The sequence below is a fragment of the Falsiporphyromonas endometrii genome (assembly GCF_042654485.1).
Lineage (GTDB): Bacteria > Bacteroidota > Bacteroidia > Bacteroidales > Porphyromonadaceae > Porphyromonas > Porphyromonas endometrii.
In genome coordinates, this window is sequence record NZ_JBHSGO010000034.1 from 1 (window position 1) to 15,308 (window position 15,308).

Annotated in this window: 8 protein-coding genes, 1 tRNA gene and 2 pseudogenes; 6 read left to right on the forward strand and 5 right to left on the reverse strand. The window is 38.3% G+C overall.

The genetic code is table 11. From position 1 onward, the window contains the following. Together ACFO3G_RS01645 and ACFO3G_RS01650 are read left to right on the forward strand one after the other, a co-directional pair. Positions 1-266: pseudogene (locus ACFO3G_RS01645) on the forward strand (IS4 family transposase); the annotation flags it as partial. A 939-nt stretch (positions 267-1,205) separates the two neighbouring features. After that, entirely contained in the window at positions 1,206-1,916 is a 711-nt protein-coding gene (locus ACFO3G_RS01650) for an SIR2 family NAD-dependent protein deacylase (protein WP_380077403.1), read from the forward strand. A gap of 615 nt (positions 1,917-2,531) precedes the next feature. On the opposite strand, the gene ACFO3G_RS01655 is transcribed toward ACFO3G_RS01650, so the two are convergent. The 4 genes and pseudogenes from ACFO3G_RS01655 to ACFO3G_RS01670 all read right to left on the reverse strand — a co-directional run bounded on the left by ACFO3G_RS01655 (position 2,532) and on the right by ACFO3G_RS01670 (position 6,829). Then, positions 2,532-3,251 (reverse strand): Bax inhibitor-1/YccA family protein, encoded by a 720-nt coding sequence (locus ACFO3G_RS01655; RefSeq protein WP_380077405.1) that lies wholly within the window; start codon positions 3,249-3,251, stop codon positions 2,532-2,534. 21 nt (positions 3,252-3,272) lie between these two features. Next, a complete protein-coding gene (rho, locus tag ACFO3G_RS01660; RefSeq protein ID WP_380077357.1) occupies positions 3,273-5,810 on the reverse strand; it encodes a transcription termination factor Rho in 2,538 nt (845 codons plus the stop codon). A gap of 203 nt (positions 5,811-6,013) precedes the next feature. Next, a pseudogene (locus tag ACFO3G_RS01665) lies at positions 6,014-6,622 on the reverse strand (MarC family protein); the annotation flags it as partial. Between the two features lie 134 nt (positions 6,623-6,756). After that, positions 6,757-6,829: transfer RNA gene (locus ACFO3G_RS01670), tRNA-Gly, on the reverse strand. Positions 6,830-7,478: 649 nt separating this feature from the next. Between ACFO3G_RS01670 and ACFO3G_RS01675 the strand changes: the two genes are divergently transcribed. Further along, on the forward strand, positions 7,479-8,795 hold the full coding sequence (locus ACFO3G_RS01675) for a DUF389 domain-containing protein (RefSeq protein ID WP_380077407.1): 1,317 nt from the start codon (positions 7,479-7,481) through the stop codon (positions 8,793-8,795). 116 nt (positions 8,796-8,911) lie between these two features. Here ACFO3G_RS01675 and ACFO3G_RS01680 read toward each other — a convergent pair whose 3' ends face one another. Beyond that, complete coding sequence (locus ACFO3G_RS01680; protein ID WP_380077359.1) at positions 8,912-11,230, reverse strand: outer membrane beta-barrel protein; 2,319 nt, start codon at positions 11,228-11,230, stop codon at positions 8,912-8,914. Positions 11,231-11,557: 327 nt separating this feature from the next. On the opposite strand from ACFO3G_RS01680, the gene ACFO3G_RS01685 reads away from it, so the two are divergent. The 3 genes from ACFO3G_RS01685 to ACFO3G_RS01695 all read left to right on the forward strand — a co-directional run bounded on the left by ACFO3G_RS01685 (position 11,558) and on the right by ACFO3G_RS01695 (position 15,244). Next, positions 11,558-11,827: a hypothetical protein gene (locus ACFO3G_RS01685; protein WP_380077361.1), complete on the forward strand. Its 270-nt coding sequence runs from the start codon at positions 11,558-11,560 to the stop codon at positions 11,825-11,827. A gap of 779 nt (positions 11,828-12,606) precedes the next feature. After that, complete coding sequence (locus ACFO3G_RS01690) at positions 12,607-13,878, forward strand: DUF2851 family protein (protein WP_380077363.1); 1,272 nt, start codon at positions 12,607-12,609, stop codon at positions 13,876-13,878. Between the two features lie 286 nt (positions 13,879-14,164). After that, complete coding sequence (locus ACFO3G_RS01695) at positions 14,165-15,244, forward strand: mannose-1-phosphate guanylyltransferase (RefSeq protein ID WP_380077365.1); 1,080 nt, start codon at positions 14,165-14,167, stop codon at positions 15,242-15,244. Positions 15,245-15,308: the final 64 nt, after the last annotated feature.

A 15,308-nucleotide genomic window follows, 5' to 3' on the forward strand; every position in this document is an offset into this window, starting at 1 on the left:
ACTTTCCGCTTAAATATTTCTATGGGGAGAATGCCAATGCCATCAAAATACAAATTTGGGTAACGCTCATTGCCAATCTTCTCTTGACAATCATGAAGAAAAGACTTACCCGCTCTTGGAGCTTTTCCGGATTGGCAACCATGGTAAGAATAACCCTGATGTATTACGTAGACTTCTATAGTTTGTTCAATCATCCCGAAAAAGACTGGGAAATACTCCTAAAAGCTCGGGCAGATGCTCCTCCAATACCCTCACTTTTTGATTAGGGGGGGCTTATCTTTAAAAAATGAAATGCTCAACCGCATGTATTCGGCGATTGAGCATCTTCAATAGGTCTTTTCTAACTTTTATCGGACAGCACTGATAGATTATATATCATCGTTTTATAATCTTAGAAAATGATTATCGCCTACTAAATTTTCCCCACCATTTTGGTGTGATGTTATAAGACCCAGATGGCTTTGGAGAGTTGAATGTATGTGATACTTCGATGTTCTACCGACATTTTTTGGTCAATCAGACGAACTATAATCACCGAGTTAAAAAATATCACAATAAAATGGTGCAAGAGCTCTTAGGAGACTTTGCGCCTCCTGCCGCTCGGGCATACCGCCACAGTATTTTTATGGGTTAAAATTCTTCGTTTACTGATGTCAATGCCGATATACTTCATAGTCTTTTTTTGTTTTGTCATCATGTCCATACATCTTATACTTTCGTTGCTAAATACAGGGTCTTGAAAATGCCCTAACGAACTATCCGGTTTTTGATGTAAAGATATGGGGGCTAATCGTCCGATTGGATCTTTCTTTTCTAATCAACACCAATGCTGCCTTTTTCCACATCTTGACATGTATAATTTGTTCTATTTGGAGATTTCGGTGATAAAGGTAACATTATACAACAGCAATATTTTGAATTGGTGAAATAAATCACTTAACCAAGACTACCCAAACCAGCTTTTAAGAAAGAAGATTGCGTTAACCCGAATTTGTCGTTAGAACATTGTAATGGAAACCAAATGATCTAAACGACTTTAGAACTTTTTGAGCTGATCGTTGTTTCTAACAAAGAGGAATAGGTAATACTTCTATCCCAACAGTTTTATGGCGTTATAATGGATCATACGGCCTTTAGATCTGTTTTTAAGAGTATTCCTTATTTATTACCTTTATGAAACATATTAAATAACAATTGAAATGAGTATTAAGAAGAAAAAATTAGTTGTGCTCACCGGTGCAGGTATGAGTGCAGAAAGTGGAATATCAACCTTTAGAGATGCAAATGGCTTGTGGGAAAACTACCCGGTCGAAGATGTGGCAAGTATTGAAGGTTTTGAGAGAGACCCCAAGACTGTGTTAGACTTCTACAATATGCTCAGAAAGAAATACAAAGATTGTCAACCCAATGAAGGTCACAAAGTGCTTGCAGACCTTGAGAAATACTTCGACATAACCATTATAACTCAAAATATAGACAACTTACACGAAAAAGCCGGAAGCAATAAGGTCATCCATCTTCATGGTGAGATAGCTAAAAATCGATCAACAAAGACCGATCAGATATTGTATGACATTGATCCAAATCATCCGGATCTGCATGTTGGAGACAAAGCACCCGATGGTGGTCAACTCAGACCTTTTATAGTCTGGTTTGGTGAAGCTGTACCAATGATTGAGCCGGCAATAGAAGAGACACAGCAAGCAGATATATTTGTAGTGATAGGAAGTTCACTTGTGGTCTACCCGGCCGCAGGCTTGCTGGGATATGTTCCTCGCAAAACTCCGGTATATGTCATTGATCCCAAACCGGTATCAACATCAAGATATGACTTCCAACTTATTCAAGAGAAAGCAACATCCGGAGTACAAAAGTTGAAAAAGATTCTACTTGAAGAGGAGGGCTTCGACGAATAAAAGTCAATTGAAATTACTCGGATATCTTTAGAAACAATGATTTAAACTCTAACAAGAGAATCTTGCACTACAATGCCATTCTCATAGTTTTACGAACTATTGCCGATTAAACTAAATAAGGGCATATTGGAGTCTCCCAAACACCTTATTTGTGCGAATGAGCGTTTCAATTTTGAAAGATAAACCCTTTTGGACTATAAAGTCGGCTGTCCGACAAAAACACCAGCAAGATTGAGTCATAAATCAGCATTTGATCCGAGAGAATGCCTTATGGGACAAAGGGGTTTCCTAAATGGATGGTTTTTCTTTTTTTGAATGTATTGAATGTATTGAAGGGTTGGTTGTCTGATAAAACTAAGCATGATTTACAGGCTAATGCCTCAAAATAGGTAATACCGTTTGGTTAGAGAGCAATCGTGAGAGCTGTTCATATGAAATCCAAGTTTGCCGGGCTGCCAAAACTTTTATCGGACAGAAGTATTCACGAGCATATTTGGCATTCCTATGTGCAATGTCTCAACAAAGGTACAAAGCGAAGTAAGGAACACTATAAACAAAAACAGGCTACAAAGGAATTTACCTTTGCAGCCTGTTTTTATTAATTAAATGAATGATTTAGTCTCTATTACCAAAGAATCTCAATATATATAGGAAGAGATTTATAAAGTCAAGATAAAGACTTAATGAACCAAGAAGGGCAATCTTCTTGAAAGTCTCGTCGCCCTCTACAGCCATAGAAAGCATTGCCTTGATTCTATTCACTTCATACACAGTAAGACCCGTAAAAATCAATACACCAATGACTGAAATGATGAGATCAAACATCGAATTACCGAGGAAGATATTGACAACACTTGCAATGATAAGACCTATCAGCCCCATAAACAGGTAACTTCCCATCTTAGTCAAATCTCGTTTAGTAGTATAGCCAATAACAGCCATTGCCAAGAAAGTACCGGCAGTAATAAAGAATGTAGTAGTAAGAGATGTCTTAGTATACATCATCAACAATGGACTGAGAGTCACCCCATTGAGGATAGAATAGGCTGCAAAACAAATAGTAGCCGTACTGAAGGACATCTTCATTATGCGAGCAGAAAGGACAAAAACCATTATTAGCTCAGCAATCAAAAGACCAAAAAACAACATCGGACCGGACTGGAGTAAAGTCATTGCATACCCCTTCTCCATCATAAGATATGAAGTAAAGCCGGTAATACCCAACGCCAATGTCATCCAAATAAACACCGAACGCATAAGCGAAGAGGTGGTTGTAGAGGTCACCACATTTTGTGACTGACCACTATACTCATTCATTCCTTCATTAAATTGCATCATAATTTTTTCTAACTAAAGTTATCGATCTGACATAGAAGCCAAGAACTCAAGATTGGAATAGGTTCCTTTGATCTTTTGTCTTACAAACTCCATAGCCTCAATCGGATTCATATCTGCCAAATATTTACGAAGAATCCAGATTCTATTGAGAGCGACCTGATCCAAAAGAAGATCATCACGACGCGTACTGCTGGCAACGATATCCACGGCCGGGAAGATACGCTTGTTGGACAATCTACGGTCAAGCTGCAACTCCATATTACCTGTACCCTTAAACTCTTCAAAGATCACATCGTCCATCTTGGACCCTGTGTCTGTAAGAGCTGTTGCTAAGATAGTCAAACTTCCGCCATGTTCAATATTTCGAGCAGCACCAAAGAACCTTTTTGGTCTTTGAAGAGCATTCGCATCAACACCACCTGAGAGCACCTTCCCTGAAGCCGGCTGTACGGTGTTGTATGCACGAGCAAGACGTGTAATTGAGTCAAGAAGAATCACCACATCATGTCCGCATTCTACAAGGCGTTTTGCTTTATTCAAAACAATATCTGCCACTTTGACATGCTTTTCTGCCGGCTCATCAAAAGTAGAAGCAATGACTTCTGCATTGACATTTCTGGCCATATCTGTCACTTCCTCCGGTCTTTCATCAATGAGTAGGATCATCATGTAAACCTCGGGATGGTTAGCAGAAATTGCATTTGCAATATCCTTAAGCAACATAGTCTTACCGGTTTTTGGCTGTGCAACAATCAGACCACGCTGACCTTTACCGATAGGAGCAAACAAATCGACTACTCTGACTGACGTTTTGTCATTGACAGATGCAACCTCCGGACATTCAAGTTTAAATTTCTCATCCGGGAAGAGCGGTGTAAGATGATCAAAAGGAATACGGTCTCTTATCTCTAAAGGATTACGACCATTGACACTTGTAATCTCTACCAATGGGAAATACTTTTCCCCCTCTTTGGGCGGACGAATAGTACCTTCTACCACATCCCCGGTTTTAAGACCAACAGACTTAATCTGCATCTGTGAGACATAAACATCGTCCGGAGAAGAGAAATAATTATAATCCGACGAACGAAGGAAACCATATCCATCAGGCATCACTTCCAAACAACCATTGCAAGTCAAAATGCCGTCGAAGTTATACAAAGGCTCATCTTTATATTCGGGTGCCACAGGAGCAACAGGTGCGACCAGCTTAAGCTTTGCCGGAGAAGACGCTGCCGAATCATTCTTCTTTGGAGCAACAGGCTTATCTTGTTGAGGTGCCACAGGTTGCTCGGGAGTCGACATAAGCATCTGATCCAAAACAGTCGTTTGATCCTCCTTATGCTTAAATACCAACTGTGTAAGTTTAGGTTTATCTTTTGATGACTTCTCCTCAGCTACCACTTCTTGTGGAGACACAGCCTTTACAGGAGCCAAAGGTTCTGCTTGAGGTTTAGTTTTTTGACTATTCTGATTAGAATCGTCTGAATGATAAAACTTGTTCTTATTAGATGTATTGCTCGGTTGATTCTGAGCTTCAATATCTTTTTTCTTGTCAGAAACTACGGCTGGTTGATTGGGTAGTTTAACATCCTTTGCAACCGATTCTACCAGTTCTTCATCAAGATCCAAAATCGCATTAACCCCTACCGGAGCAATTTTCTTTTCTTCCTCTTTTACCTCTTGTTCGACGGGTGTATTCACTTCTACTATCGGACGTCCGTAAAGTTTGTCATCTGTCTCATCCCTAAGTGCAGGATGAACAAATTTCTCATCATGTTCTTTTTCAACCATTGGTTCATTTTTTTTATCAAGATCGCCTTGCGGAACAGAAGATGCAGCTTTGGTCAATGTTGCCAATACAAGTTCTCTTTCTGCTGCCTCTTCCTTGGTAGGACGACCACGTCTACGTTTTGGAAGGGCAAGCTCTATCTCTTCTGCAGTCTTGCCGGTTCCTCGGACTTTCTGCGCCAAATTTGATAGTTTTTCTTTATCAATCATGCCTTCTTTATCGTTTTCTGTTTTATTATTGGATTGGGGCTCGGGTTCAGGATGAGCATTTGACTTGTCCTGAGAGCCTTGATTTGATTTATTATCTACCCCTCCATCCTGTTTTCCTTTTTGAGGAATAACCTCTCGTTTCTGTTGAGGCTTGGGACTTTGTTGTTTCTTAGAATTATTTGCCTCCTCAGATCTTGGCTGCTGTTTCTTCTGCCCATTTTTGTTGCGCTCTCCACCGGAGGGGTTAGATTGTTTTTTCTGACCATTATTGTCAGTCTCCTTCTTGCTATCAGGGGTTTTCTTTTGAGATTTATTTTTTTGTTGCTCTCTATTCTGATCTTTATTTTGTTGCTTTCGAGCTTGTCTACGCTGCTCTTTTGCCTTCATCTTATCAGCCTGTACACCTGCTATCGCAATTGCTTGCTGATCTAAGATAGAATATACCAAATTTTGCTTAGACTCGCCGGAAGTAACATCAATACCCAGTTCTTTTGCTATAGCGCCAAGCTCTGATTCTGTCTTGGCATTAAGTTCTAGGATCGTATATTTCTGCATAAATTGTTGAGTTTGATTCTTTTTTAATTTGCCTTAGCTTTCCCGATCGAATCATGAACAGCTGTCGGCACTTTTAATTTAACATTCATAATGATACTATCCGGATTGATCTTCTTTAGACTATCCAAATTCTTCATAGTAATAGAATCCATCACCGGAGCAACTGCCTGCACTTGCATTTCCGGCAAGTTGGGACTTTTGCCACTTTCAATAATCCTCATCAGATTACCGGCAAAGAATTTCACAGAGATAGCCAAGAGAAGTACTCCGAAAAATTTACGTAAGATATACACTCCACCTTCTCCCAATACTTTTTCGATTCGATCCACAAATCTCAACATCAAAAAGATGGCCACAATATTTAAGAGAAGTGCTGCCAACACATTGGTAAGTGCATACCCATCAGATCGCAATGCCAACATCGTTGTAAAAGAGGCAGCCCCGGCAAAAAGAGGAAAAACCAAAGGTACAATCGTGCTACTACCGGATGGGCCATCATCTTTGAAGACCTGTACACCAAATATCATCTCCACGGCAAGGACAAAAAGCACTACAGCCCCCGCTACGCCAAATGAAGATATATCCACACCAAAGAAAGAGAGCATAGGCTCACCGATAAATAAGAAAGCCACCAACATAATACCACTATAGATAGATGTTTTTGATGGATTAATCGGCTTATTTTGTGCCTTCAAACTTAGTACAATCGGAATAGCACCTATGACGTCAATTGCCACAAACAAAATCATGAATGCACTAAATACATCTTTGATGCTAAAATGAGTTAGGTCTGATAAAAAGTTTTCCCACATAATAATAACTGAATTTGAAGTCTCTCGCTGCAATGACTATTCACGACACAGATATGCAATGCGAGTAAGAGATATTGAGAATTGAATAGAATGAAACCGAGACCGGTATGTCTCAAAATGTATACTGCCCATTGAGCGGTAGGCGAGACTCGAACTCGTGACCCTCAGCTTGGGAAGCTGATGCTCTACCAACTGAGCTACTACCGCCTCACTGGTACGATGTTGTAATTTACCTTATGAGCAAATATCCTCACAAAGGTATAAAAAGACTTTATTCCAACAATACCTTTCATGAATTTGCAGATAAAATACTCTTTACAATATTTCCGATTATAAATGATTGACAGCATACAAGTATTTGATAGTCAAACACTCTTAAGACTTCAAATTGATTATCGTAAAGGTAATGATTATTGAGCAAGTTTCATAACCCGGCACTGCTTGAGATCTGTTTTGTATTTTTTGAATCTCTCCTCGTACGCACGCATCACTATTAAATAGGTATCTTTGCAAAACAATTGGAAGATGTATTGAATTTATTGGAATATTAATTAATTCTAAACTATATGAATTGCAAATAGCTCATGACTTGCTTCAACTGTAGCTTAATACAAGTTGATTATTTTCTTCGATTTGTCACGAAATAAATCTAACAGAATATTAGACATTAATAACGGCATTAAATTCTTTTAATTTGAATATGGAAGACAAAAAAACGACCCTCAACAACGAACATAAGACAAAAGAGGAGATTGTTTCTCCGCATTTGTCTGACCAGTCGAAAGAATCTCAAAAATCATCTGAAGATAAATCAGATGAAACAGCCAAACATTCGTTCTCACTAAAAGACAGCATCATGAAGCTGATTGATATGAAGATGGACAAAGAGAATGATTACAACACCATCGAATCAATCAAAGCAGATGTCGATTTTAGAGGAGCCAAACTCTATATTCTTATTTTTGCCATCTTCATTGCCTCTTTGGGTCTCAACGTCAATTCGACTGCAGTCATCATCGGAGCCATGCTGATATCTCCCTTGATGGGTCCTATTATAGGTTTTGGACTTGGGCTTGGGATTAGCGACTTCCAACTAATTAGAAGGTCTTTTAGAAATCTGATGTTGACCACTATTTTTAGTGTCCTTACTGCCACTATTTATTTTTTAATATCCCCTATCACTCAAGCTCAAAGCGAGCTTTTGGCCCGCACACAACCGACCATCTATGATGTCCTGATTGCATTCTTTGGCGGAGCTGCAGGCATTGTTGCGGCAAGTAGCAAAAGCAAAGGTCAAGTCATCCCGGGTGTAGCTATCGCTACAGCTCTTATGCCTCCGCTATGTACTGCGGGATATGGTCTGGCAACCGGACAATTTAGCTTCTTTTTCGGAGCTTTTTATTTGTACATTATCAATTCAGTTTTTATAGCTCTTGCCACCTTTATTTTTACCCGTATACTTCACTTCCCCACAAAAATATTTGTTGACAAAGCAAGAGAAAAGCGGGTACAACGTATTGTTATCACTATTGTAGTGAGTACCATCATCCCGAGCATTTATTTGAGCTACACCATGATTAGGGACTCTTATACCAAGGATGCAGCAATCAAATACGTAACGGAGTACTTCAATCAGATAGCTGATACACAAATGATAGACAGTAAGTTTAACAAACTTGGACAAGGTAAATACAGCCTTGATGTTATTTTATTGGGGCCAAAGATGAGTGAGAAAGCCATTTCAAAATTACAATCCTCAATGACAGCAAGTGGCGTAAAGGATGTACAGCTCAATATTAAACAGGGTTTTGGAGAAGGCACTGATGTCAAAGAGTTAAAGAATGTTCTTCTCAAAGACATGTATGAAAATAGCGAACAGATCATCAAACGACAGCAAGAAGATATCGACTCTCTCAAAAACCTCCTCGGTTCATACAGCAGCTATGAAGCCATGGAAGGACAAGTAAACAACGAAGTCAATGTGCTCTTTCCTACCGTCAAAAAGACAATCATTGCTCCATCTGCCGGATATATTAGTGGCAAAGACTCTGTCCTTACCATTATTGTAGAATCCAACCGGATTAGGAATGCTGAAAGACAGAAGATTGAAACTTGGCTCAAAGCCCGAACCAAATCAAAATATGTAAGGATCATAGTCGCTCCTACAAGATAATAGACCGTCAAAAGACTATACAGCACAAAGGCTGCGGCATAAAAAGTTATAATCTTTATTACCCGCAGCCTTTGCTTTATCCATGAAATATCATAACCAAGACAGCCTCGTCTCAATTACTCTTTCAGCGTCAATACACTTTCATTGCTATCACTATTCCTGAGACTTCTATTTATCTTATTCTTTTGCTTCCCAAAGTCCATATTCCACACAAGACCCAAAGTCAGCATATTTCCATTTTCCGGTATTTTTACTGTTGTAGTGTATGGATTTACTTTAGAATGGTTGGTTGTAAAATAGCTATCACCATCTTTAAGGCCTACATATATCATCTGTGTATATACAGCCCAATTCCCCTTATTCCACATCAAAGTCAAACCACAACGATCCCCTTCATAGGATTCGATTTCATTATAAAGGCTCTTTTGTGACTTTGCATAAAACATTGAGAATACAAAATCTTTATAAACCATCTGAGATGACACATCCCAATATAAGTTATTAAGATGAAGAGGATTATCCCCAACATTGCTCTCATATCTGTTAAATCCGATTGTACCAAACAGTGATAGGAAGTTGAATATATCCTGATAGGTAACTTTCCACTCAGCCCCATATTGTCTATTATAATGACCGTTGGAAGATTGAAACAAGAAGTATCCCTTCGACGGTTGATACGATATTTCCGTAAAAATAGGATCAGTCGTATAATCAAACCGTAGAGTTAAGTTGGAATTAAATTGTCCTCTACGGTAACCGGCATAGAGAAAATTTGTGAATGAATAGCTTGGCTTTAAATCTTTGTTTCCGGTATATACACTCAAATCATCAAACTGTTGTACAACAGATGACAATTGACTAAGTGAAGGTAAATTAGGGACAAAAAAGCCATTGAATGAGAGCATAAAACTACTGGTAGGTGAATAATAAATTCCGAGGCTGCTTTGATTCTTAAAATAAGATTTACTATCACTATTATCATTGATATAGAATACCTTAGCACCCGTTCCAAGACTATATTGAAGCGTCGAAGTTAAGCTTCCGGACAACTGACCATACAGATATAAATTGTTCTGTGTCAGTTCGTCCAAAAAGTACTTCGGCGAAAGATATTTATTAGATCCATATGCATACTTATCCTGCAATCCCAGACTTAAATAAGCTTTTCTGTGAATTGACTTCCCATAGACCAATTCTCCTATGATTGAATGATAGTGAGTTTTTGCCGGATTAGAGTAAGATCTATTCTCTGCCTCATTCCCTTTGTCAATCAAATCACGATCGCTCTTACCTGAAGAAATTGTTCCTACAATATTGGCTTCCAGGCTACCCCCATTCTCAAACTCGTTTTTCATAAACAAGTCAATAGCAGGAGTATAATCACGAAATTTGCTTTTGGTTTCCCTATGGAATAAATTTTTGCCAACCTCGACAATCTTATTCCGCACATCTGTATTTTGCAACCCAAAAGTATTGCGCCATGTAGCACTGTACAGCCTTTTATTGCTTGACTGATAGACATACGTAAGATTGACATTATGCTCAATAGATTTAAATGGACTATCTTCAGGCATTTCGTCACGAACAATTTCAAAATCATCTCCAACATATTTTTGCTGTACTTCCTTGTTCCATCTTGGATAGTTTCGATAGCTCGAATTGTAATCGACCGTAAATTCAGACCTACTTTTATGGTAATCAACACTGGCACTGGCATTTACAAATCCTACCCAAAGGGCACTCTGAAGATGAGTAGCCACAGACCCTCCATCTGTCTTATCTTTGAGAATAATATTAATAGAACCACCATATCCACGATCCAATTCTCTCATGGAGGGAGTTTCGGAATAATCAATTCGCAAAATAGATTCAGGCTTTATATTCTTCACTTCTTGCAAAGAATGTGGAACCCCATTAATCATCCATCGAATAGGTTTCCCATGTATGGAAGCAGCTTTATTGATCAAATCCACAGACAATCCGCTTAGCGAAAGATTATTTAGAAGAGTAATGATATCCTGACTTGCCTTGATTTGAGTCTTATTGGGAAACAACAAATGACGATTGACCTTCTGAAGTGAGCCGGAAACAGTTACCTCTCCAAGAGTTTTGACATCCTCTATCAAATAAATATCACCCAACGAAACAAGCCCACTGCCTCCATTTACCTGTATTGAAACCGTCAAAAAACCAATAAAAGATATCTCAATATTAACAGCATCTTTTATATCACTTGCCAATATAAAGTTGCCTTCTACATCCGTTGTGGTTCCTCCAAGAATAGTATGATGTTCGTTCAATAATTTTACAGTCGCACCAAATACATTTGTGGAATCTTTTGCATAAAGAACTCGCCCTGTAATCTTAACATTACCTGCAAACATGGCTAAAGTAGCTATGATTACATAAAACAACGACAAAAATATTTTACGCATAGTCTTTTTAATACGATTTACAATTCGGTATCTGTAAGCTATTGCATTTATGGAATGCAAAAACATTGCACAACATCTAACAACAAGCTTCCGATTTTATAATTCTTACCAACAAATTAAGAGTAATTTGATGACGCAAATATAGTTTTCTTACAATTATATATCAATTATTTTTTAAATGTATTCTCTCAACAAAAGATGCAACTAATCAATATCAACTAAACTTAATTGCTACGTGGTGACATAGCGACTCATGCCCCTTTGTAAATTAAAAATTGACAACATCATTGATTATTAGTATCTTAGTTTTGTAATTAAATAAAAGCCATGGGAATACTCATACTCTTGACCATACTTTGGATTATAGTTCAGCTTGGAGGATCACTTCTTCGAGAGGCAGAAGTATGTCCCATTGGTTACGGACGAATTGGCGTTCCTGCAAAGATCAAAAACAAACTCTCGAATAGTCTTTTCATATGGGCTGTGAAGCTCTTAGCGAGAAGCTTTTATTTATTAAATATTGTTACCACTTTTGATGCTCTCAAAGGGGCTCAAACAACTCTTATTTATACCGATATTCATACATTTAGGGGTTAGGGGAATCTGACCCTATACACATTTTGCCCGTTTTATTAGTACGAAACGGGCTTTTTTATGTGCTATTTTAACAAATAAGCTCGCGCGAGAAGCAATCTATTCTCGCGCGACTTTCGATCCGTTGTCGCGCGACCTTGACATGCGAAGTCGCGCTACTTCAGGTGCAACCTCGCGCGAGTTTACCTTCAAGGTAGCGCGAGAATGGATTGCAAGTCGCGCGACCTTCCAAAAAAAGTAGCCTGAAGTGGGTTTTTAAGCCGTCAAATAGTCCGTAAAAAGCGACCTATACATATATTAACATTAAGATAGGACAATTTCGTCCTATTGTGCTTTAGCTTTGTTCAGAATGAGCCTCATTTTTTGTCAAAAAGGGCTGTTCTTAGGCAAATAAAACGGCTCAATAAATTTACATTATTTATCGTTTTAGCGGCATAAAGTAAGCAAAATAGCACTCTATATTTCGCTTCAAGATCAAATATCCAAGATGAATTTCAGATTTAATTCGATGTTATTTGGGAGTAATCTTACAGCAGTTTTGACAAAAAACGTTATCTGTCATCTGACATTTTCTAATTTAATATTACCAATCCAACAACTAAGATCTATATCAACTATACCCATTTGATTATGATGTTTGTCTTTGACGATTTTTCTGACTATCCTACATGTTATTATATATAGAGGATATTGTACAAAGAATCATTCTCTCAAATTTACAAGCAGATTTGGTGACTTTGCAAAAAGGATGAGATGCACAGTCATATATAAGGGATAAGACAATGGAAGAGAAGATACATTTTGCTTACAAACATGGTTTGTACCACTCTCTTAAATATACCAATGGAGATTACAAAGGTGAAGAGGTACAAATCATCCACAAAGGCGAACATAACCACGATGGAGGGCCGGACTTCTTTAATGCCAAGATTCGATATGGTGACTTCATCTTAGTTGGAAATGTAGAGATACACATCAGAGGCTCTGACTGGGTACAACACAATCATCATATGGATGCATCGTACAACAATGTCATTCTGCATATCGTGATTGAAGATGATTGTGAAATAATTCCAGGCAAAGATTCGACTCCTATATTAACAGCAAAGATGGATTTAGACAACGGGCACATTCATATCGGAGAAAAGATAAACAAACTGACTGCCACCCCACTATGCAAAGAATTGATCAACCTGAAAGATCAAGATAAAATATCTGACACTGTTAAGGAGCTTGGTAAAAAACGAATGAAGAGTAAAGCCCAGCGTCTAAATATACTTCTACAAGCAACTAATTACGATTGGAACGAGGCTGTGTATATTCTGCTATCAAGGCACTTTGGAGGCAGTGTCAACAATGATGCATTCGAACAAATAGCCAAACAAATACCCTATGCTTTTATTCGAAAGGAAAGAGGTCGGCCAAAGATGGTAGAGGCCCTACTGATAGGTACTGCCGGATTGCTCAATAAAAGAGAAGATCGGTATGCCACAGAACTCCAAAAAGATTATAACTTTCTCAAACAGAAATACCACCTTTCGGAACTCGCCGATGGATGTGTGCGATTTCATCGGATTAGGCCCGCTGCATTTCCAACTATTAAATTAGCCCAACTGGCTGCTCTTTTGACTAAAAAAGAATTTATCTTCTCAGATATCATCCATGCAAAAGGCATTAGAGACATAAGGTTATTATTTGCTACACCCCAAATATCCACCTATTGGCAGGAGCATTATCGTTTTGGTCATAAGAGAAAAAAGGTAAAAAACAGATCACTCACAACCAATGCGATCAATCATTGTATTTGCAATGTAGTTTGCCCTACACTAATAGCTTATGGCAACTACATCAAAGAACCATTATATACAACAAAAGCTATCAACCTCCTAAAAGAGACAAAAGCAGAATGCAATAAAATTACAAGATACTTTGAATCAGTCCTTACTGCACAAAACGCATTGGAGAGCCAAGGTCTAATCTTGCTATATTCGAAATATTGTCAAATCAATGACTGTTTTGTATGCCCCATCATAAATAGACAAAAATATCTTTAAAGCATTGGGAGGGAAAATCAGATTAAATAATCGCATCAATACTTTTCTTTTTGTCGACATATTTGGGATAAAGGAAACTAAACAGAAGGAAAGCACTTCAAAAAATAGACTATTTCGGACTATATTGAAGATAGAAGCACAATCTTCTTATGCAAACTCATCAAAAAAGATTACCTTTGAGAGGAGAAAGAGAACCAATTCTCTTGAAACTATTAAATAATAATAAGTTATGTCAATAGAATAGGATTTTAGTTCGTTTGGCATAAGTTTGGCATTATAATACAATATGACGAACAAGAATAATTATTGCGTTATTATGGGTGGCGGCATCGGAAGCCGATTTTGGCCGTTTAGCAGAGAACAAAAGCCCAAACAATTTCTTGACTTTTTCGGAACCGGTCGCTCCCTTCTTCAAATGACATTCGATCGATTTGCACGTTTCATACCGACAGAAAATATTTTCATCGTTACAAATGCCGACTATGTACAACAGGTACAGGATCAACTTCCGGAAATGCCGGCCTCTTGTATATTGGCAGAGCCTTGCAGAAGAAACACAGCTCCATGCATAGCTTATGCCATGTATCATATTCGTGCAATCAATCCAAATGCCAATATCGTAGTTGCACCCAGTGATCATTTGATCCTCAAAGAGGAAGATTTTATCGCTGCTGTATCAAAAGCTCTTGAGTATGCAGAGAAGATGCCCAATCTACTGACATTGGGTATTAAACCCTCAAGACCCGAGACTGGCTACGGATATATTCAGACAGCCAATAAAATCAATGATGATCTTATGCAAGTGAAGACATTCACAGAAAAGCCGGGACCGGAGATGGCTGAGATCTTCTTCAAATCCGGCGAGTTCTTATGGAACAGTGGAATGTTTGTATGGAATGTGAAAACCATAACAAAAGCATTTGAAGAGCATCTTTCTGAAGTTACATCTATCTTAAATAATCCTGTATTCGGGACTAAAAATGAGAGAGCATATGTAGAAGAAAACTTCCCGCTTTGCCCCAATATATCTATTGACTACGGTGTTATGGAGAAAGCATCCAATGTACTAACCATGCCGGTAGATTTTGGATGGGCAGATCTTGGAACATGGGGATCGCTTTATGATTTGGGTGAACAAGACAAACATGGCAATGTCACGCTAAAAAGCAAAGCTATGTTTTATGAATCAAAAGGCAACCTGGTCTCCGTAGATGACCCCGAAAAGCTCGTTGTCCTTCAAGGAATGGAAGACTTTATTGTAGCCGAATGTGACAATGTTCTTTTGGTTTGCAAGAAAGATGAAGAGCAGCGAATCAAACATTTTGTTGCCGATGCCGGGCTCAATCATGGCAAACAATACGAATAGCATTACAGAATAGAAGTCAATATAGACATAAGAGCCACTTCGAATGAGACTAAATCTCTTTGAA